Origin of the sequence: Vibrio sp. YIC-376 (assembly GCF_052353105.1) — a bacterium.
Taxonomy (GTDB): Bacteria; Pseudomonadota; Gammaproteobacteria; order Enterobacterales; family Vibrionaceae; genus Vibrio.
Window position 1 is genome coordinate 35,915 of sequence record NZ_JBBWFK010000008.1, and the last position, 19,055, is coordinate 54,969.

Here is a 19,055-nt window from a genome sequence, read left to right on the forward strand (position 1 = left end):
CCTTCCCTCCAAGAAACCGCTGCCCAAATGGTCAGTTTATAGGCAGCTTATCAACTTGTTTCAAAAGGGGGAAACTCTCAGCTCACAAAATCTCGTTTTACCCCATTCCGTAGAAACTTGGCAAGAACAGTAGTGACGCCAGTACAAGAATCTGAATGGCGATAAACGGCATTACACCTTTATAGATATCTCGTGTTGTGACGCCTGCAGGAGCAACGCCTTTCAAGTAAAACAAACTAAACCCGAACGGAGGCGTCAAGAAGGAAGTTTGTAAGTTCATCGCAACAAGTATCGCAAACCAAGTCATGTTGATGCCAAGAGTTTCTGCAACTGGCGCAATAATAGGAACGATGATAAAACAGATTTCCACAAAGTCGATAAAGAAGCCCAGAACCAAGATCACAAGCATGGTGATGATGAGGAATCCCCACTTCTCCCCTGGTATCTTAAGCATCCATTCTTCAACTAAATAGTCGCCACCTGTATAGGTAAAGGCCATAGAAAACGCAGTAGCACCAAGCAGAATAGCAAAAACCATGGCGGTCACTTTTACTGTCTCTTTCGACGCATCGTAAACCATTGACCAACTAAATTGCTTGTACAGTAACGCAAGAACAATTGCACCTGCACCACCCAATGCCGCGGATTCTGTTGGTGTCGCAACACCGGCGAATATTGAGCCTAATACAACAATGATCAAAGCAAGTGGTGGCAATACTGCTTTCAGAGCACTAATCACTTCCTCTTTACGGCTGACAGACTCATCTCGCGCAATAGACTGAGCAGCGTGCGGGTTAACTTTCGCGTAGATAAGGATATAAATCACATATGCCACTACCAATGTGATTCCCGGCCAAACCGCCGCCTGGAAAAGATCGCCAACAGGAACGCCTAATACGTCACCAAGCAGAATCAACACTATTGATGGTGGAATAATTTGCCCTAACGTGCCTGATGCACAGATAGTCCCGCACGCAAGTCCTTTATCATAGTTGTACTTCAGCATCACTGGCAGTGAGATTAAACCCATCGCCACAACAGATGCTCCGACAACGCCTGTCGATGCTGCAAGCAACGCACCAACCAAAACCGTAGAAATCGCAATGCCACCTCGTGTTCCACCGAATAAACGCCCCATGGACTCGAGTAACTGTTCAGCAAGTTTCGTCTTTTGCAGAACCAACCCCATAAAAACGAACAGAGGTACAGCCATCAATACCGTATTTTGCATGATGGACTGGATGCGGTATGGCATAAAGGCAAACATATCAATGCCTTCTGCCCACACACCAAATATCAGAGCAATACCACCGAAAGTGAAAGCAACGGGAAACCCCAGAAGTAGCGCAAACAAGGCGACAAAAAACATCACTATACCGATCATAATAACTTCCTTTTACGACTTACCGTTGTTACCGGCATAGATGAGATGAGAATTAACAATCTTGTTGATAGAGTGCAGCAACAAACCGATGCCGCTTACTGCCATGAAAAAGAACGATACTGGGATCATGGCTTTAATAATCCAACGATAAGGAAGTCCACCCGGGTCGCCGGATGTTTCACCTAAGGCGTAACTCTCTTTGGCAAAATCAATACCGAACCATGCAACCAATAAACAAAATGGAAAGAGGAAAAGTAGCGTGCATATGATGTCGATGATGGATTGAGCTTTATACGACAAACGCTCATAAAAAATATCGACCCTCACATGAGCGCCGGATTTGATTGCATATGGCACACCAAGCAGGAATACCGAAGCAAAGAGGTGCCATTCCATCTCTTGGAAGGCAATCGAAACATCGTTAAATGCATAACGCATGATAACGTCATAAACCACGTTCAATAACAACACAATAAATAGGATGCTGGACAACCACCCTAAAAAGTCACTGAAGCGGTTAAACATTCGCTCAATATAAATTAGGCTTCTCATTCCTGACTCCGTGGAACGTGTGCATGGGCTCCGCTAATTTGCGGAGCATTATTGTTAAGTTATTCTTGGGCTTTATAACTGACCAAACCCATCGATTTGGCCAGTTTTATGGAGTATTAATCAGCTTGGCTGTTTAGGTAAGCTCGTTGTGAGATATTCGTCCATGGACGAACTTGTTTTAAGTAAGCGGCTTGTGACTCTTGGATTTCTTTCGCCAATGGATCTTCTTCCGCATTTTTTTTCAGAAGACGATCATTTGCATCTTTCATTGCTGCCATTACTTCTGGTGGGAAATCTTTCACTTCCACATTAGGGTATTCCGATTTGATTGACGCCCAGTTTTTACCATTTTCATGTTTAGACTGAGTGTACATATCGTAAGCAGCTGTTTTCATCGCCACTTGTAAGATTGCTCTTAGATCGTCAGGTAATCCTTCCCAAGTGCGCTTGTTTACCAGGAACTGAAGCTCCGTCGCTGGCTCATGCCAACCTGTATAGTAGTAAGGTGCGATTTTGTGGAAGCCCATGCGTAAGTCCAGAGAAGGTCCAACCCACTCCAGCGCATCAATGGTGCGACGCTCGAGCGAGGTGTACAGTTCGCCCGGAGCAATGTTGGTTGGTTTTGCTCCCAGCTCAGCAAGAATTTCACCAGCAAAGCCCGGAATACGCATTTTCAGACCTTTAAGATCCTCCAGCGTTTTGATTTCTTTTTGGAACCAGCCACCCATCTGCGTATCGGTGTTTCCGCCAGGGAAAGACAGCATATTATGCGGTGAGTACACTTTTTCCATCAGCTCCATACCACCACCGTAGTAAAACCACGCGTACTGCTCTGTAGGCAACATACCAAAAGGCATAGAAGAAAAGTAAAGAGTGTTAGGTACTTTGCCTTTCCAGTAATAAGACGCTGAATGCCCTAAGTCGTACTGGCCTGATTTTACCATGTCAAACACACCGAAAGGCGCTTTATGCTTGTTAGCAGAGTCAATACGGATTTGAAGACGTCCGTTCGACATCTCCTCGGCCATTTTCGCCATATTTTTAGTTGCATCACCGAAGATTGGGAAGTTAGGTCCCCAGGTTTCTGCAAGTTTCAGACGGTATACTTTCTCAGCTGCATTCGCAGAACTTGCTGCGAACGCCACTGCGGCAACCATAGCAGTCGCCTTAAGCACTCGTTTCAAAGATTGTTGGATTAGAATCATCGTTCACGTCCTTTGTCACCAAGGTTATTGTTATCATCCATTTCACTAGGATTTGTATTACTTCTAAGTAATCACAAAATGTGCATTGTCACTTCTGCTCTCGGGTCTCTTGTGACAACGACTCTTTGAGTTACTTTACGCAACTTGGTGGTAAAGATGTAACAATAATGTTGAATTCGAAATGGGCATGAACACGCAACTTTATCTGGACTAAAACGAACCACTAGCCTTAGGTATTACATATTTATACGTAGGATAATTTTCTTCCTATAATTTCTTTCTATAAAAATCATAAAATTAGAAAACGGCTCTCAAATAGGGTTATAAAAAACTACGTATGTATTAATCTTCCAAAAAATTTACAAAGTATTTAAAGAAATGTGACAAAAGCCTTTTTGCTAGGGTTAGAATCAGTGATGTGATAGAAGCGTATCGTCAACAGCGGATAAAAAAATACCCCGACAACAGTCGAGGTATAGGTGATTAGTATTAAGGTCTATTGACCCTAATAAAGCGTTCAGATTACAAGCAATACTTAAACTGCTTTGTAGATAACTTTGTTACCTGCTAACTGCTCTTTTTGAACCAGATTTTCTTCAAGTAGCTTTTTCAGTGCGCCAGTAGCCCAAGATGCCGCTTTTGTGTCCTCTTGACCAGCAGCCAGACCAATACCTTTAGGGTTGATGCCTTCAGCATTTGCCACAACGATGTCTAGCACTTGTTGCTGCTTAGGAGTAAGCGCGATATCAACTGTTTTCACTGCAGCCACTTTCTTCTCAGCTACTACTTTCTCTGCAACAGATTTTTCAGTAACAGAAGGTGCCACTGCTTTTGCAACAACAGGCTTCGCTGCTTTCTGTGCGTTCTGTACTGCAGCAATGTTTGCTACTGTCGCTTTAATGCGTTTTTGCAGTTTCATTTGCACTTTACGCTTATGAGCAAGTCTCATTGAATATTTCTCCAGTTCACTGCATCTCAGCAGGGATGAAAATTTGAAGCGCGTTTTATACCAAAATTCCCAAGCAATTTGTAGGTTTTAGCGGCTAAACGAGACGAAAAATGCGTTCATAGCGCAAAGCGTCTACTATTTAACCAGATAGTTTGTGAACAGATTTATTGAATACTGGGTATAAAAACAGAGGTTGCTGATTCACTAAACGCAATTTGTTTCACAGTAGAAAAGTCTGATATTCACTGAGGTTAACTGTATGGAAACTCTTCATCTGACTAACTCGCATTTTAAGTCTGATTCTCCTATCACTAGAATAACGCTAATGCTCGTTGCACTAATCACCTTGTTTCTGGTTCTGATAGCACCGGGGTGGAAGCAAGCCATGTTGTCCGTGATATTGATGTCTATCATCGTTGGCTTTGCCATATTGATGATAAAAAAAAGCCAGGTCGCCTTCACCCTAACCTCTACTCACTTTCAACAACACTTATTTAAAGGTGGATGGGTGGTTCGATGGCGCAACGTCGAATCGATTGGTATTTGTAGCTATGAGCAAGATGGATGGTACCAGCCACTACCTTGGATTGGAGTGCGATTAAAACACTACTCTCCTTACCTCAACGCGATTTGTCCCCGAATAGCGACAGAAATACTACTTAGTCAACGCGCATTGCTTTACTTAGGAGCAAGACAAAATAAGTGTGAAGAAAAATTTGAGGACATGGTGTTGGATCCCAGCCCCTATATAAGCAGTACTGGCGTTCGTTATGACGGTTTGCTGGCGATGTTAGCTAATAGAATGAAGTACCAGCGAAACTTTTATGGATACGACATATTCATTTCTACCAGCGATTTAGACAGGGAAGCGGACGATTTTGTAGGATTGACTCGGCGGTACTTAGCTGCCGCCGAGCCAGATTAAAAAGTCAAAGACGCTTGTTAGTAAAGCGGCATCTCATCTGCAACAAATGGATTGGTTTTTCGCTCGTAACCAAAGGTGGATTGCGGGCCATGGCCAGGAACGAAAGTAACATCATTACCAAGAGGCCACAGTTTCTCTTTGATCGAACTGATCAACGTGTTGAAGTCGCCTTTTGGAAAATCTGTACGGCCAATACTACCGTTGAACAGAACATCACCCACAAATGCTAAACGCGCTTCTTCGCTGTACAACACAACGTGACCAGGCGTGTGACCCGGCGTGTGGATTACATTTAAAACTTGATTACCAAATGTGACAGTGTCACCCTCATCTAACCACTGATGTGGTTCAAAAGCTTTGGTCAGTGGAAAACCAAACATTTTGCTCTGGCCTTCTAAGCCTTGTAGCCAGAAATTATCCGCTTTATGTGGGCCAATAATTTCTTTCCCGCCAAGCAAAGCTGCTAATGGCTGAGTACCACCAACATGATCTAAGTGACCATGCGTTAATACCAAATTCACCACATCAACACCCAGCTCTTTGATTAAAGCTGCAAGCTGTTTTTCATCGCCACCTGGGTCAATCACGATGCCTTTCATCGTTTCATCACACCAGACAATAGAACAGTTTTGAGAAAAAGATGTCACCGGGACAATCTGGTATTTCAAAGCCATAGATAACCTATTACCACGTAAATTTGCGTTAAAACTGCCGCAACTATGACACTAAGCCCAAGTGACTTCAAGACTTGGTTATACGTCTGCTACCAAGAGCGAACCGCACCCGTATCAATGTGGACAAAGTTACTGCCAGGGTAGTAACCGACACCACCTGCTTTCAAACTAAGTGCTGCGTCTCGAACGGTAGATAGCTTAACCCCGTCTAGACGGAAGTCTATTGCTTTGCCTTCCATATGAAGACTTTTTTTTGCGACACCAGAAGAGCCTTTGCGTAAAGATGAATTGGTAACCGGTGAACGATAACCCGAAATAACGATGACTTCGGATTCAGTACCAATAAGCTTTTGAATTTGAGTTATTTGATCAAACAAGCGTCGATCCATTGGAAAAGCTTCGTTACGTCGATGATCTCGACAGAACTGATTTAACCTTTGAAGCTCTTTCTTTACGTACCCTTCCCCGTCAAAGTAGCACGTTTCTAATTGTTCACCAGTATTGAGGTTATTCATCGCCAATACTCGAGGCTCATCAGGAAGAGAGGTCCACGAAAGGGTTGGCATAGCAGATGCTAAAACAACGCCCCCAGCAGTCATTTTAAGAAAATCACGACGAGAAAAATTACGGCTTACCATACAGAAATACTGCTCAAATACTACACGAGCAGCTGACATTAACCAAACTGGTGCATTTCGTCAAATGCATAAATCAGTCCGGAATGTTCGATTTGGTTACTTAATTTTGTTTACTTATTGAACAAAAAGAAGATTTTCAGAATTGTAAATTTATTTAAAGCTTTCGGCCCAATTAACATTCAAACACCAAAACCCGACGAACTTATACCGCCTCGCAGATTTGGTAACGATGATGAGATCCCGTGGTTCAAAATCTAAAATCGTTACCAGAGAATACAACTTCAGCTCCGAGTTAATCCCACCGATGATCTTTACCCTTGGTTATCGTAAGAGTAAATATCGTCACGGTAATAAAGCATCCCCTCTTCTAGCCATGCGGTCTGGTAGATGATATGCACCGGAATACGCTCTCCCAACGGCACCGAAGTGTTTGAGCGACGAGCACTTTCCCGTTTCTTTGCCAAACGCTCTTCCAGTCCCTGTGTTTTAAAGAGTAACTCTGCGAGTTGTTCAGCATTTTCCACTCGAACACAACCAGAACTATACGCACGACGGTCTTGCTCAAACAAGTTCTTGCTCGGTGTATCGTGCAAATATATCGCTTGAGGATTAGGCATATTGAACTTGTACAAACCTAGTGCATTTTGATCGCCCGAAGCTTGACGCATGCGATAAGGGAAAGTTCTCGGATTGACCTTTGCCCAATTTATCGTGGTAGGATCAATTATCTCCCTAGACGTCCATGAGCGAATAATCTGGATGTTGTTGTGAACCAAGTACATAGGGTTTTGTTTTACTTTAGGAATAATGTCTTTCACCATGATCTTCCATGGTACATTCCAGGTTGGATTCAAAATGACCGAATCCATTGTACTGGTCATGATAGGCGTCTTTCTCGAACTCTTCCCAACGACAACTTTCGACTCGAACAAAGGTTGGCCTTCGTGCCAGTATGTCACCTCATATCCCGGCACATTAACAAACACGACATTATCTCTTTCCTTCGCCCAAATTCTTGAACGCTCAGAATTCAACGCAAGTAGATGCAGGCGTTGCTTTGGAGAAAAATTAATCCAGCGAATAGTATTCGGTCCAATAACGCCATCTTGTTTCAAACCATGAATGCTTTGAAACTGTTTTACCGCCACTTCTAAATTTTCATCGTACAGCGGTTCGTCCAGAACAACATAGCTTACATCAACTCCCACGATCGCAATGCGGTCTACTAATGACGCTTTGTCGGCTATCGGATCACCTAAACGTAGTAACCCAGTTTGGTCATACAACGGATATTGGTGTTGAGAATGCTCCGACAAGGATGTAAATGCTGAACTAAAATAAGCATCCATTTGCAACGGGGAACGCAAACTTGCTAGGAAACTATCAAGCTTACCAACGGTGAGATCATCACTAAGCACAGTTAAGGCATCAATACTTGGAGGAGGGAGAGTTACCTTCGCTTTATTCGCAAACAACCAATTGACCCCTTCGTGAGGGAGTTGCTCAATATAGCTCATATACATCAGAAGTGAATCGGTCATAACCAAGTCAAAATCTAGGCTGTCCCCCTTCCATTTGATTTGATTAATTCGATGAAGCTGGTTATCAAACTCTTCGGTGACATCTGCAAGTGCTACGAGATTCAACTGAAAGATAAACTGCTCAACATCACTTTCATTTTGCCAATTCAAACGGTAATTGGTGCTCTGATACAACTGATCGATAACCGTTGGATAATGGATCATCTTTTCAACTGAGAGCTGTTTAACCGCCCCTTCCTGCTCCATTTGCGAGTCAGCATCGAGCGAGACCGTAGTAGAAAAGCTGCAAAACGGCACTAGAAGTGCCGTTATCATTAAAAACCTAGCAATCACTGAAACAACCCTTGTGCAACTTGCCAATATTAGAATTATGGCAAATATCTCACAGCTTGCTGGTTTAAAACTAAGAATCCGACAACATTATTTACGATAAGTTTCGCAAAAATTCGCCAGATTACTCACTTATTACACAACCCTAGCCCAATGATTGTCCCATTGTACGCCACTAGCGATTGTATTTTTAAATTCGTTTGGCATCTGTTCAACGATATTTCCTACACCAGAACTGACTCGGAACTCTTCTCCGTAGATAACCACTCCTGAAGCATCGGGCAAAGCATTAAGTTCCACCAGTTTACCCGTTTTCTTTGACCAAATACCGTAACAACTTCCTGGAGGTGAAGTGGCTAAGATCCAATCATCTGTTGCTGCAATACTTGCTACATAATGATTGAATCGAGCCCATTCTTCAGGTTCAGCGTGCAGCTGTTGCATTTCGCCGCCTCGCGTGTGCATCGCAATTAGGGCAGGATACTCGTCAGGCTCACCTCTGTATTGCTGGCCACAAAGCACCGTCTCAGAACCATCATGCGCCAAGTGACGGATACTGAGCTTGTGGTCTGGCAAAGATACTTTATCAAGCAACTCCCCATCTTGAGACAGGTAACTCAGACTAGGGGTCATAGTGTCAAGGTTTAAAGCTTCTCGCCCATTGGTGTGCACGCCCCCAACGCCAATCACTAAGGTACCGTCAGGCATCATTATCACTTCATGCGGCCCGATGCCAAAGCCAGTTAGTTCATCAACCTTCTGGTATCGCTTATGTACATCATAAACACCAATGATACCCCTGCTTGTTCCTCTTTCCCCTTCTGTTGCAAACAGATAGTTGCCATCGTGAGAGAAAACGCCATGGCCATAGAAATGGCGATCAGCTTGAGCAGGTTGTAGCTTGATGACTTGCTCTGTTCGATAATCGAACACCATAAGGAAGGTACCAGGACGGCGGCCAAAAACTACCGCATGGCCTTGTTGATTCGTCGCTACACCATGACCACGTTCGGGAATAGGCAGTTTGGAAATCGGCATACCATGCTCATCTGCAACAACAGCCGCGAACTTATCACGTCCAATAATAGAGCAACCAATTAAAGCTGGTGTACGCGGCTTAGTCGTCGCACAGCCAGACGGCAGCAGTGGCAGAGCCGTTCCAAACAGAGCGGCTTTGAGTAATGTACGTCTTGTTTTATCAGTCACCATCGGTCGCATTAAATCCTATTACTACACCAAGTTCGATCGCCACCTCTTCATGAATGAGGTACTTCAGTTGCTCTAACTTATTGTACTGAGCTAAAACCAAGCGATAGCCATCTACAGTTTGCAAGGCCGCAAATAAGCTTTGCTCATCAGGCCAAGTATCAAGAACCGTGTCAAACTGACGAGCGACTCGATCCGCTAGCGATTCCTTGCCCTGCTCTCTCAGAAGTGCGTCTAACCCCTTACCGTCTGCAAAGTACAATGCCTGCATGCTTTCAAGGTTTGCTTTTACATTCGCTAACGAAGTTTGTGAGCGCCAAGATTCAGAAAAGTACGGACGCGGATGACCAATACTAGAAAGAGGAAGACTCAATTTTTTCATGCTGTACTCAAGCTGGTTAGACAGCAATGAAATATACTCCGACTCCCATTCAGCCTTTTGCATCGACTTCCATGGGTTTTGTGCCCAAGAGTTAGCGATCACCTGAGCTTTGTTATTTAGATTTTGTGCGATGGCTACACTCGTAGAACAGGTAGTTGCATTGCTCTCTAACGTCGAAGTATTGTCGTAAAGCAGCCATTCAAGTGCGCCTAAACCTTGAACCGTCACACTTTGAATCGAAATTTGATCTGCATTCCAAGCATGATCCGCTTTGGTTAACACTGACATTTTTCGTCCTGTCGTATTCTTTTTATCAGGCCAAAATTGTACGTTCCAGCTCTGCTCTAAAGCTCCCGCTGGACCACGATCCTGACCTTGCAATGCCATCCAGGCACGCATTGTTTCGTGCCATTGCTGTTTAACCAAAACAGAGTTTTTAGTATCTGCTTTACAATAATCACTAAACGCTTGCACCAATTTATCGCTTTGATTTAACAAAGCGTGAGCATACTGATATTCCACTTCATATACGCTTTGCGAAATATGACTCGTTTGCTCTGCTTGGCTGGTTTCTGAACTCAAGGTTGACTGGCAACCAGTAAGACCGAGTGCAGTAACCACTGCACTTACTATTAATATTTTTTTCAATGTGAGTTCCTTATAAAGAATCCATGAAAGCAACCAGCGCATCGCGCTCTTTCTTGCTTAAAGCCAATACTTTTTGTTTAGAAGCTTCGGCTTCGCCACCGTGCCAAAGCACAGCTTCCATCACATTACGTGCACGACCATCATGAAGATAGTAGGTATGACCATTCACTTCCTCGGTATAGCCAATACCCCATAGCGGTGGTGTACGCCATTCACGACCATTCGCTAAATATTCAGGTCGATTATCGGCGAGCCCTTCGCCCATATCGTGTAGCAGGAGATCGGTGTATGGATGAATGTCTTGTTCTGAGAGTGCCGGTAATTCCGGACGCTTCGCTGTTTTAACATTGGTTTTGTGGCAACTTTCACAGCCAATTGAAGCGAAGAGCTGTTGGCCAAGTTGTACCTCTAAGTTCTCAACATTACGTCGGATTGGTACCGCTAAATGCTGACTATAAAACTCAACAAAATCAAGAATATTCTCGCTCACCTCAGGATCACCACCATTTGGAAGCTCGTTACATATTGATTGCTTAGATGTACAGTTTTCATCCGGAAACAAATGACTTGTCAGGCCAACATCACCATTAAAGGCGGCAGCATTCTGCTGCATCAACGTTGGTTGGCCCGCTTTCCAGCCAAATCGACCTAGAGCGAAAGCACCTGTTTCTATATTCCAAACTTTATTCACTTTTCCTGAAATACCATCGTTGTCATTGTCATTTTCATCAGACCACGCAAGCAACGTTTCATCGGGAATGCTTTCCAAAAGGCCCAAACCAATCATAGGCGGTGCGACACGGGCAGAAAACTCCGTATCGGGGTGCATAGGACCGTAACCTAAATTGGTAATACTAAGTGCTGGTTTTCGCAGCATTACAGTAGTGCCATCTTTAAATTGAACTGGCACTTCACTATACGTGATAGAAATTTTACCTTCTGGTTTTTGATCTTGAAGGGCAAAATCTTGCAACTGACCACCATATGTTGGTTCAGGAATACCTCCATCAATGATGTAAGCTTTTTTCTGCTCAGGCGTCACCGCCGGAATGCTTAGACGCACTAACATCGATACCGCGTGGATATCTCCATCTTCTGGAGGATGACCTCGGCCATCTTTTATATGGCAGTTTTGACAGCCATTGGTATTGAAAAGCGGGCCAAGTCCGTCACGAGCATCAGTAGACGCAGGCGCTTGTACCCAAGGATTTCTGAAAAAGCTATTACCAACGCTAAAATCTAATCGCTTACTCATTGGCAAGTTTGCAGCAGGAAGAGAGTACGCGTTAGCCCCGTCTTTATTGACACTGGTTTTACCGCCAGATCGAACATCATAAGCAAATGCAGTAGATGAAAATACAGCTGTAAGTGCTATCGCTAATTGGAAATGAGTAAAAGATGGCTTCATATCATTGCTCTTAAATGAATTACTAACCGCGAGCTCAAACAGTAAAGGGCTCAATCTAGGAGCCCTTGTTATAATAATTTTTCTTAGAACTCGTGGTCTGCGGTATCTGGGCTCAAACTGTCAATGCCCACGATGTTCGCAGCACGCTCAATCGCACCAGTTTGCGCGACTAGAGACATGATAGTTTCGTTGACTAAAGCGTTGCCTTGAATGTTATCCGCTGCAATAAGCTGATCGAAATGCTGGTTGTTTTGCTCTGCAGATTTAACAAGCTCACTGACCTGGCTGCGTGTTGCATCAAATTGCTTCTGAATTTCCTTCGCTGCTTGCTCATCTTTTTGAGCAACAAGGTCAGCAATACTCGGGCCAGTAATCAACGTGCCATCTTGACGATTGTACAAACCCATGTAGACGTTGTAGATGCCTTGCTCGTTGTAGAAATGAGAGTTGTGAGTGTTGTCAGAGAAGCAATCATGCTCGTCTTCCGTTGAGTTTGCTTCCAATGCGACCTTCATACGCTCACCAGCCAGTTCTCCTAGAGAAAGAGAACCCATGCCAAATAACATCTTGCGAAGACCATTGTCAGCAGAGTCAGCAAGTAGCTCTTGACGGTAGTTATCTTTCACGTCTGTAGACCACTGCTTTTCCATCCACTCTAGGTCTTGAACCAAAAGACCTGATGCCGCCTTTAAGTAATCACCACGACGGTCACAGTTGCCGTTAGTACAGCCAGAACCGACAACAAAGTCAGTGTAAGCACGTTGACCTGCTCCAGCATTCGTTCCATTAAGATCTTGGCCCCAAAGCAGGAATTCAATTGCATGGTAACCAGAAGCAACGTTCGCTTCAGAGCCCCCAACTTCGTTTAGGTCTGCAATCAGTTCTGGAGTAATTTTCGATACGTCCAGAGTAGTTGCACCGATGGTTAGGCTTGTGTTTGCTACGATGTTCGCAGCAGCGCCTTCGTTACCTAGTTCGTATTGATAATCGGAAGCAACGTAATCAATCAAACCTTCGTCTAAAGGCCAAGCATTTAGCTGGCCTTCCCAGTCGTCTACAACCGCGTTACCAAAACGGAATACTTCAGATTGTTGGTAAGGTACGCGTGAGTCGAGCCAAGCTTGTTTCACTTCCTCTAGCTTCACAGCTGAAGGCGCTTTTAAGAATTCTTCGATTTTAAAATTAAGAGTTTTTGCTGTTGTCAATGAGTCAGCAAATACTGCATGAGCCACATCTGCATAATGTTCGACAACTTGTTGTTTGGTTACTTGAGCAGCAACCGCTGTACCACTGGAAATCAATAGAGAAGCAGCAATAGCTTTAACTAAAACTGTTTTTGCGTTCATTCGAAGCATCCTTGTTGAGCAAATTATTTGTACATTCGTAGTGCTAATTATTCTTATTTGCACTACTAGTCGCGAAATAATACAAATTTACAATTTTTTTGCAACTTCAGATACGAAAAAAGCCTCATCAACGTGAGGCTTTTAACATGAATAGCTGATAATTTTATCTTTAGGTCTAAACCTTCAGATTGTGTTTGCCGTGAGACGCTTTTGCTTTGAGGTAATTCTCGTTGCCATCTTTAACATGAGCAGAAGTGTTTACGACTTCTACAATTTCAATACCGTACTCTGCCAACTCGCGAATTTTCTTAGGGTTGTTAGTCACAAGTCGAATCTTGTTTACATCCAAAGCTTGTAGCATCTGCGCTGCTTCGGTGAAATCACGCAAATCATCATCGAAGCCTAAATGATTATTAGCCTCGTAGGTGTTCATACCCTGGCTTTGTAATCGATAAGCATCAATCTTGTTGTAAAGGCCAATACCACGCCCTTCCTGACGCAGATAAAGAATGATGCCGCCAGACTCACCCATGATCTGTATCGTTTCTTCCAACTGCTCACCACAGTCACAACGAGAAGAGTGAAAAACATCGCCGGTAAGACACTCTGAATGCATACGTACTAGTGGCGTCTCTTGCACTTGGTCCGCTTGCTTAAAGATAACTGCTACATGCTCTTTATCTGTCTTCAAACCACGGAAAGACAGGATTTCAGCATCGATATCACTCTTAGCCCCGACTTTAAAGTCTACTCTGGCTCGTACTTCCGCCATATCTATACTCACTCGATTTAATTCTTGATGCGTTTTTGTTATTACATTCATGGGATGTTCTCATTGCCCTTCAACTATGGGGACTGATACTGAATTTTTCAATACGCAGATCACATTTAATCTGAATCTACTCCCCTAAAGCTTACAAAGCCAACCGTACCCTTAGTCACGCCAATGAAGTGTTATATTATAACATTTTCATGAAACTACAATAAAAAACCCCAGACAAATTTTGGCTGGGGTTGATAAGTACTGGCGCATAACAACAGAATCAGTGTGACTGGCGACTTTTCCAAACAGCAAATTCTATCCAAACAGCTTCGAGTTCTTGAATTTCCTCGTCGGTTAAAACTGAGAGAGTCGAAGTGACTTGTGGCATCATAGGTGCCTGCAATGCGCGAATGTGCGCATAAAAGTCCTTTCTTAACTGCGATATAATTGAATCCACTCGTTCACCTACTTAGATCTTTTATTACTCATCCAGCTCAAGTATTGTGATTTTAATTGCTGGAACCTTCATAAATTCCGAAAAATAATAACACCCTGTTTGTTATTTGCACAGTTTATTTCAAATTATGGAATAACAATCACACTAATGACATCTAACTAATTCTCAAAAAAATGGAGAGAAATATTAATGCGAATTCGAAATAAGCTGTCCTGATAATTTGTTAATATACTGTACAAAAATAAGCCAACTCACTGTCAACTGAACAGCGTATCAACTGTGTGTCCAAACGCAGTGCAACGCTAATTGGTTAATAAATAACAGCAATATATGCAAGTAGACTAGTAAAATCTATTTACAGATTTTGTAAATGCAACGAAGAGTTTCAGTCTATATCTCAATCTATATAAGCACACTCTATTGCAGTTCAACAATATGCTTTATATCGTTAGTGTGCAGTTTTATTTATTCCACGATATGAAGATAATATAAATTGGAAGTATAAAGTATTATCAACATTTATTTTAATGATGACAGAATTCAATTCGGTAAATATTACTTAACTATATTCACCTATATGGTTCTATACACTAACTATATTTATATTGATACACATCGCAATATTGAACCATAACCAACTAATGAAATCGATTACCTCTACAATATAAGCAAATAAAAAAGCCGGGCATTACGCTCGGCTTCTCTATTATACGGTTCAAGACTTAGAAATTACTCTTCGGTATCTTCTGCTGAATCATCCGCTTCAGGTGCTTCTGATGCTTGCTGTTCTGCATTTGATGATTCTGTTGCTTCACCTTCTGGCAAATCTACTTCTTCAACTTCATCAATGCGCTGCAGGCCAACCACTGATTCATCATCAGCAGTTCTGATCAAGGTTACACCCTGTGTATTACGACCAACCTGACTAACTTCAGCAACGCGTGTACGTACTAGGGTGCCAGCGTCGGTGATCATCATCATCTCGTCGCCTTCTTCTACTTGTACCGCGCCAACGACAGGACCGTTACGCTCAGAAACCTTGATAGATACTACACCCTGTGTACCACGACCTTTTGTCGGATACTCATTAAGCGTTGTACGTTTACCGTAACCGTTTTCTGTAACCGTTAGGATGTCACCTTCGTTTGATGGAACGATAAGTGATACAACCTGGTCGTTTTCAGCCAGTTTCATACCACGAACACCAGAGGCAGTACGACCCATAGGACGAACACCTTTAAACTTAATTTCTGGTTGACCGTTCTCATCAAGAACTGGATTACCATTTTCATCAAGTACTGGAATCTCTTCCGCTTCTTTAAAGCGAACCACTTTACCCGCTTTAGAGAACAGCATGATTTCGTTTTCGCCATTGGTGATATCCACCCCAATTAACGAATCATCTTCACGTAGGTTCACCGCAATCAGGCCATTTGAACGAACGTTTGCAAATTGGTTCAACGGAGTTTTCTTAACCGTACCGTCACCCGTCGCCATAAAGATAAACTTATCTTCTGAGAACTCATCTACACGCAGGATAGCCGTGATTCGTTCACCATCTTCCAGAGGAAGAATGTTAATGATAGGTTTACCACGAGCAGTACGGCTCGCTAACGGCAACTGGTAAACTTTCAGACGGTATGTCTTACCACGAGTTGAGAAACATAGAATGTTGTCGTGCGTATTCGCCACTAGAAGACGCTCAATGTAGTCTTCATCTTTCATTCGAGTGGCACTCTTACCTTTACCACCACGACGCTGAGCTTCGTAGTCGCTTAGGATTTGGTACTTAACGTAACCTTCGTGAGACAGTGTCACTACTACGTCTTCACGAGCAATCAGCTCTTCCATGTCGATGTCATGGCTAGCTGCAGTGATTTCAGTACGACGTTCATCACCGAAACCGTCGCGGACAGCTTCTAGTTCTTCACGAATCACTTCCATCAAACGTTCAGTGCTTGCAAGGATGTGCATTAACTCAGCGATTACGTCCAGAAGCTCTTTGTATTCACCAAGAATCTTCTCGTGTTCTAGACCAGTCAGTTTGTGTAGACGTAGATCTAGGATTGCTTGCGCTTGTTGTTCAGTCAGGAAGTACTGGCCGTCACGAATACCATATTGAGGCTCAAGCCACTCTGGGCGAGCCGCGTCAGTACCAGCACGCTCCAGCATTGCTGAAACGTTACCAAGATCCCAACCACGTGCGATAAGACCGGCTTTAGCTTCTGCTGGCGTCGGTGCTTTACGAATCAGGTCGATGATTTCATCGATGTTCGCAAGTGCAAGAGCAAGACCTTCAAGAATGTGCGCACGCTCGCGAGCTTTACGCAATTCAAAAATAGTACGACGAGTAACGACTTCACGACGGTGGTCCACGAAGCACTTCAACATATCTTTCAGGTTGAATAGCTGTGGCTGACCATTGTTCAGCGCAACCATGTTGATGCCGAAAGTCGTTTGTAGCTGAGTCTGAGCGTAAAGGTTGTTAAGAACCACTTCGCCTACAGCATCACGCTTACACTCAATAACGATACGCATACCATCTTTATCAGACTCGTCACGTAGCGCACTGATGCCTTCTACTTTCTTATCTTTAACCAGTTCCGCGATCTTCTCGATTAGACGAGCTTTGTTCACTTGGTACGGAATCTCGGTAACAACGATGGTTTCTTTACCGTTTTTCTCTGTTTCGATCTCCGCTTTTGAACGCATGTAGATCTTACCGCGACCAGTTTTGTACGCGTCTACAATGCCTTTACGGCCACTGATAAGTGCTGCCGTCGGGAAATCTGGGCCAGGGATGTAATCCATTAGTTCATCAATAGTGATCTCTTCATTATTGATGTATGCAAGACAGCCATCGATCACTTCACCAAGGTTATGTGGCGGGATGTTGGTTGCCATACCTACCGCGATACCAGAGGCACCGTTTACCAATAGGTTTGGAATTTTTGTTGGAAGAACCGCTGGAATCTGCTCAGTACCATCATAGTTAGGTACGTAGTCTACGGTTTCTTTATCTAGGTCAGCCAAAAGTTCGTGGGCAATTTTTGCCATACGTACTTCGGTGTAACGCATTGCCGCAGCAGAGTCGCCATCAATTGAGCCGAAGTTACCTTGACCATCGACCAGCATGTAACGAAGTGAGAACGGCTGAGCCATACGTACAATTGTGTCGTACACAGCACTATCACCGTGTGGGTGATATTTACCGATTACGTCGCCGACAACACGGGCTGATTTTTTATATGGTTTGTTCCAATCGTTGCCTAGTACGTTCATCGCGAATAAAACGCGGCGGTGTACTGGTTTTAGGCCATCACGCACATCCGGAAGAGCACGACCCACGATTACTGACATCGCGTAGTCTAGATATGAACCTCTAAGCTCGTCTTCAATGTTTACGGGCGTGATCTCTTTAGCTAAATCGCTCATAGAGCCATTATCCCTCTATTATCTGATCGTAATTACGATACGTTTAAGGTGAAAAAATATAACACATATTTCATCACTTCGGCATCCCTTTCCCTCTCCTTTTATCAGGTTGTGAGCTTTGTTGAGATTCAAACGTCGAGAATTTGCACACTCATCCGATATCCTTATGAAAAGTGACTACATTTCGGTCAATATTGAGCAAAAATAGAATTCTGGCGAACAAATCGGGGATTAATCGGTTTAATACTGATAAAATGCGCTATTCTAAAGGACTCAGATTGAATGCAGTACAACCATTATGACTAAATCACAAAACGTCGACCCTAGTGAAATTAAGAAATTCGAGGACATGGCTTCTCGTTGGTGGGATTTAGAAGGTGAATTCAAGCCACTTCACCAAATTAACCCGCTTCGTTTGAACTATGTGCTAGAAAAAGCGGATGGTTTATTTGGAAAACGAGCACTGGATGTCGGTTGTGGTGGTGGTATTCTGGCGGAAAGCATGGCGAAAGAAGGCGCTATCGTAACGGGTCTCGATATGGGTAAAGAACCCCTAGAAGTTGCACGTCTACATGCTCTGGAAACGGGTACTAAACTCACCTATATCCAAAGTACGATTGAAGACCATGCATTGGAAAACGTGGGGACTTACGATGTGGTGACTTGCATGGAAATGCTCGAGCATGTCCCAGACCCACTTTCAGTTATTCGCTCTTGCGCCGCCCTAGTTAAACCCGGTGGCCACGTGTTCTTTTCTACTCTGAACCGAAACGTTAAGTCTTACCTATTTGCAATCGTCGGTGCAGAGAAACTGCTTAAGATTGTGCCTGAAGGTACCCACGACCACGAGAAATTCATCAGACCAGCAGAAATGATGAAGATGATTGACCAAACAGACCTGACCGAACTGGGCATTACGGGTCTGCATTACAACCCACTTACTGACAGTTACAAACTCGGTCGTAACGTAGATGTAAACTACATCGTTCACACTACAAAATACTAAACGCTCTAACGCTAGAAAATCGTATTTCTATTGACCATTTAGTTAAGAAATTGACCAAAAGCGGTAGCACAAAGTTGCCGCTTTTGTGTATATGATTTGTGCTCTGGATTACATTTTGACCAACCTATTTTTGGCAAATAAAAATGGTCAAAGATCAAGAAAAATATTTTTCAGTGCGGTTATTTCTAAACCGATCTGAAAACTGC

15 protein-coding genes are annotated in these 19,055 nt (G+C 43.4%); 2 read left to right on the forward strand and 13 right to left on the reverse strand.

The genetic code is table 11. The features are described 5' to 3' along the window. Window positions 1-97: 97 nt before the first annotated feature. The 4 genes from WJM94_RS15765 to WJM94_RS15780 all read right to left on the reverse strand — a co-directional run bounded on the left by WJM94_RS15765 (window position 98) and on the right by WJM94_RS15780 (window position 4,090). Window positions 98-1,384 (reverse strand): TRAP transporter large permease, encoded by a 1,287-nt coding sequence (locus tag WJM94_RS15765; RefSeq protein WP_444495148.1) that lies wholly within the window; start codon window positions 1,382-1,384, stop codon window positions 98-100. A 12-nt stretch (window positions 1,385-1,396) separates the two neighbouring features. Next, window positions 1,397-1,936: a TRAP transporter small permease subunit gene (locus WJM94_RS15770; protein WP_444495149.1), complete on the reverse strand. Its 540-nt coding sequence runs from the start codon at window positions 1,934-1,936 to the stop codon at window positions 1,397-1,399. Between the two features lie 116 nt (window positions 1,937-2,052). Then, a complete protein-coding gene (locus WJM94_RS15775) occupies window positions 2,053-3,141 on the reverse strand; it encodes a TRAP transporter substrate-binding protein (protein WP_444495150.1) in 1,089 nt (362 codons plus the stop codon). 535 nt (window positions 3,142-3,676) lie between these two features. Then, a complete protein-coding gene (locus WJM94_RS15780) occupies window positions 3,677-4,090 on the reverse strand; it encodes a MarR family transcriptional regulator (protein WP_444495151.1) in 414 nt (137 codons plus the stop codon). Between the two features lie 259 nt (window positions 4,091-4,349). Here WJM94_RS15780 and WJM94_RS15785 point away from each other — a divergent pair, with 259 nt between their 5' ends. Next, the gene (locus tag WJM94_RS15785) at window positions 4,350-5,015 is read left to right on the forward strand and encodes a DUF2982 domain-containing protein (RefSeq protein WP_444495152.1); all 666 of its coding nucleotides are present in this window, start codon (window positions 4,350-4,352) and stop codon (window positions 5,013-5,015) included. A 17-nt stretch (window positions 5,016-5,032) separates the two neighbouring features. Here the strand turns inward: WJM94_RS15785 and WJM94_RS15790 are convergent, their stop codons facing one another. The 9 genes from WJM94_RS15790 to gyrA all read right to left on the reverse strand — a co-directional run bounded on the left by WJM94_RS15790 (window position 5,033) and on the right by gyrA (window position 17,843). Then, window positions 5,033-5,689, reverse strand: coding sequence for an MBL fold metallo-hydrolase (locus tag WJM94_RS15790; protein WP_444495153.1), 657 nt, complete (start codon window positions 5,687-5,689; stop codon window positions 5,033-5,035). Between the two features lie 89 nt (window positions 5,690-5,778). After that, window positions 5,779-6,327 carry a DUF882 domain-containing protein gene (locus WJM94_RS15795; protein WP_444495355.1) on the reverse strand — a complete coding sequence of 183 codons (549 nt, stop codon included), beginning with the start codon at window positions 6,325-6,327 and terminating at the stop codon, window positions 5,779-5,781. Window positions 6,328-6,638: 311 nt separating this feature from the next. Then, a complete protein-coding gene (locus tag WJM94_RS15800; protein WP_444495154.1) occupies window positions 6,639-8,183 on the reverse strand; it encodes a L,D-transpeptidase family protein in 1,545 nt (514 codons plus the stop codon). Window positions 8,184-8,333: 150 nt separating this feature from the next. Further along, entirely contained in the window at window positions 8,334-9,416 is a 1,083-nt protein-coding gene (locus WJM94_RS15805; protein ID WP_444495155.1) for a DUF1513 domain-containing protein, read from the reverse strand. Further along, the gene (locus WJM94_RS15810) at window positions 9,397-10,434 is read right to left on the reverse strand and encodes an imelysin family protein (RefSeq protein ID WP_444495156.1); all 1,038 of its coding nucleotides are present in this window, start codon (window positions 10,432-10,434) and stop codon (window positions 9,397-9,399) included. The genes WJM94_RS15805 and WJM94_RS15810 overlap by 20 nt, the downstream gene beginning before the upstream one ends. A gap of 10 nt (window positions 10,435-10,444) precedes the next feature. Beyond that, the gene (locus WJM94_RS15815; RefSeq protein WP_444495157.1) at window positions 10,445-11,842 is read right to left on the reverse strand and encodes a di-heme oxidoreductase family protein; all 1,398 of its coding nucleotides are present in this window, start codon (window positions 11,840-11,842) and stop codon (window positions 10,445-10,447) included. An 83-nt stretch (window positions 11,843-11,925) separates the two neighbouring features. Further along, a complete protein-coding gene (locus tag WJM94_RS15820) occupies window positions 11,926-13,188 on the reverse strand; it encodes an imelysin family protein (protein ID WP_444495158.1) in 1,263 nt (420 codons plus the stop codon). A 175-nt stretch (window positions 13,189-13,363) separates the two neighbouring features. Then, window positions 13,364-14,011 carry a GTP cyclohydrolase II gene (locus WJM94_RS15825; RefSeq protein WP_444495159.1) on the reverse strand — a complete coding sequence of 216 codons (648 nt, stop codon included), beginning with the start codon at window positions 14,009-14,011 and terminating at the stop codon, window positions 13,364-13,366. Between the two features lie 1,126 nt (window positions 14,012-15,137). Next, on the reverse strand, window positions 15,138-17,843 hold the full coding sequence (gene gyrA / locus WJM94_RS15830) for a DNA gyrase subunit A (RefSeq protein WP_444495160.1): 2,706 nt from the start codon (window positions 17,841-17,843) through the stop codon (window positions 15,138-15,140). Between the two features lie 298 nt (window positions 17,844-18,141). On the opposite strand from gyrA, the gene ubiG reads away from it, so the two are divergent. Next, window positions 18,142-18,849, forward strand: a complete 708-nt coding sequence (gene ubiG, locus WJM94_RS15835) for a bifunctional 2-polyprenyl-6-hydroxyphenol methylase/3-demethylubiquinol 3-O-methyltransferase UbiG (protein WP_444495161.1) — start codon at window positions 18,142-18,144, stop codon at window positions 18,847-18,849. The last annotated feature ends 206 nt before the right edge of the window (window positions 18,850-19,055 follow it).

What these genes read in the sequence shown, in the direction of transcription:
- WJM94_RS15765 (WP_444495148.1), bottom strand. Translation starts at nt 1,384, where the DNA reads ATGATCGGTATAGTGATGTTTTTTGTCGCCTTGTTTGCGCTACTTCTG.
- WJM94_RS15770 (WP_444495149.1), bottom strand. Translation starts at nt 1,936, where the DNA reads ATGAGAAGCCTAATTTATATTGAGCGAATGTTTAACCGCTTCAGTGAC.
- WJM94_RS15825 (WP_444495159.1), bottom strand. Translation starts at nt 14,011, where the DNA reads ATGAATGTAATAACAAAAACGCATCAAGAATTAAATCGAGTGAGTATA.
- WJM94_RS15800 (WP_444495154.1), bottom strand. Translation starts at nt 8,183, where the DNA reads ATGATAACGGCACTTCTAGTGCCGTTTTGCAGCTTTTCTACTACGGTC.
- WJM94_RS15785 (WP_444495152.1), top strand. Translation starts at nt 4,350, where the DNA reads ATGGAAACTCTTCATCTGACTAACTCGCATTTTAAGTCTGATTCTCCT.
- WJM94_RS15795 (WP_444495355.1), bottom strand. Translation starts at nt 6,327, where the DNA reads ATGGTAAGCCGTAATTTTTCTCGTCGTGATTTTCTTAAAATGACTGCT.
- WJM94_RS15820 (WP_444495158.1), bottom strand. Translation starts at nt 13,188, where the DNA reads ATGAACGCAAAAACAGTTTTAGTTAAAGCTATTGCTGCTTCTCTATTG.
- WJM94_RS15775 (WP_444495150.1), bottom strand. Translation starts at nt 3,141, where the DNA reads ATGATTCTAATCCAACAATCTTTGAAACGAGTGCTTAAGGCGACTGCT.
- WJM94_RS15780 (WP_444495151.1), bottom strand. Translation starts at nt 4,090, where the DNA reads ATGAGACTTGCTCATAAGCGTAAAGTGCAAATGAAACTGCAAAAACGC.
- ubiG (WP_444495161.1), top strand. Translation starts at nt 18,142, where the DNA reads ATGACTAAATCACAAAACGTCGACCCTAGTGAAATTAAGAAATTCGAG.
- WJM94_RS15805 (WP_444495155.1), bottom strand. Translation starts at nt 9,416, where the DNA reads ATGCGACCGATGGTGACTGATAAAACAAGACGTACATTACTCAAAGCC.
- WJM94_RS15790 (WP_444495153.1), bottom strand. Translation starts at nt 5,689, where the DNA reads ATGGCTTTGAAATACCAGATTGTCCCGGTGACATCTTTTTCTCAAAAC.
- gyrA (WP_444495160.1), bottom strand. Translation starts at nt 17,843, where the DNA reads ATGAGCGATTTAGCTAAAGAGATCACGCCCGTAAACATTGAAGACGAG.
- WJM94_RS15815 (WP_444495157.1), bottom strand. Translation starts at nt 11,842, where the DNA reads ATGAAGCCATCTTTTACTCATTTCCAATTAGCGATAGCACTTACAGCT.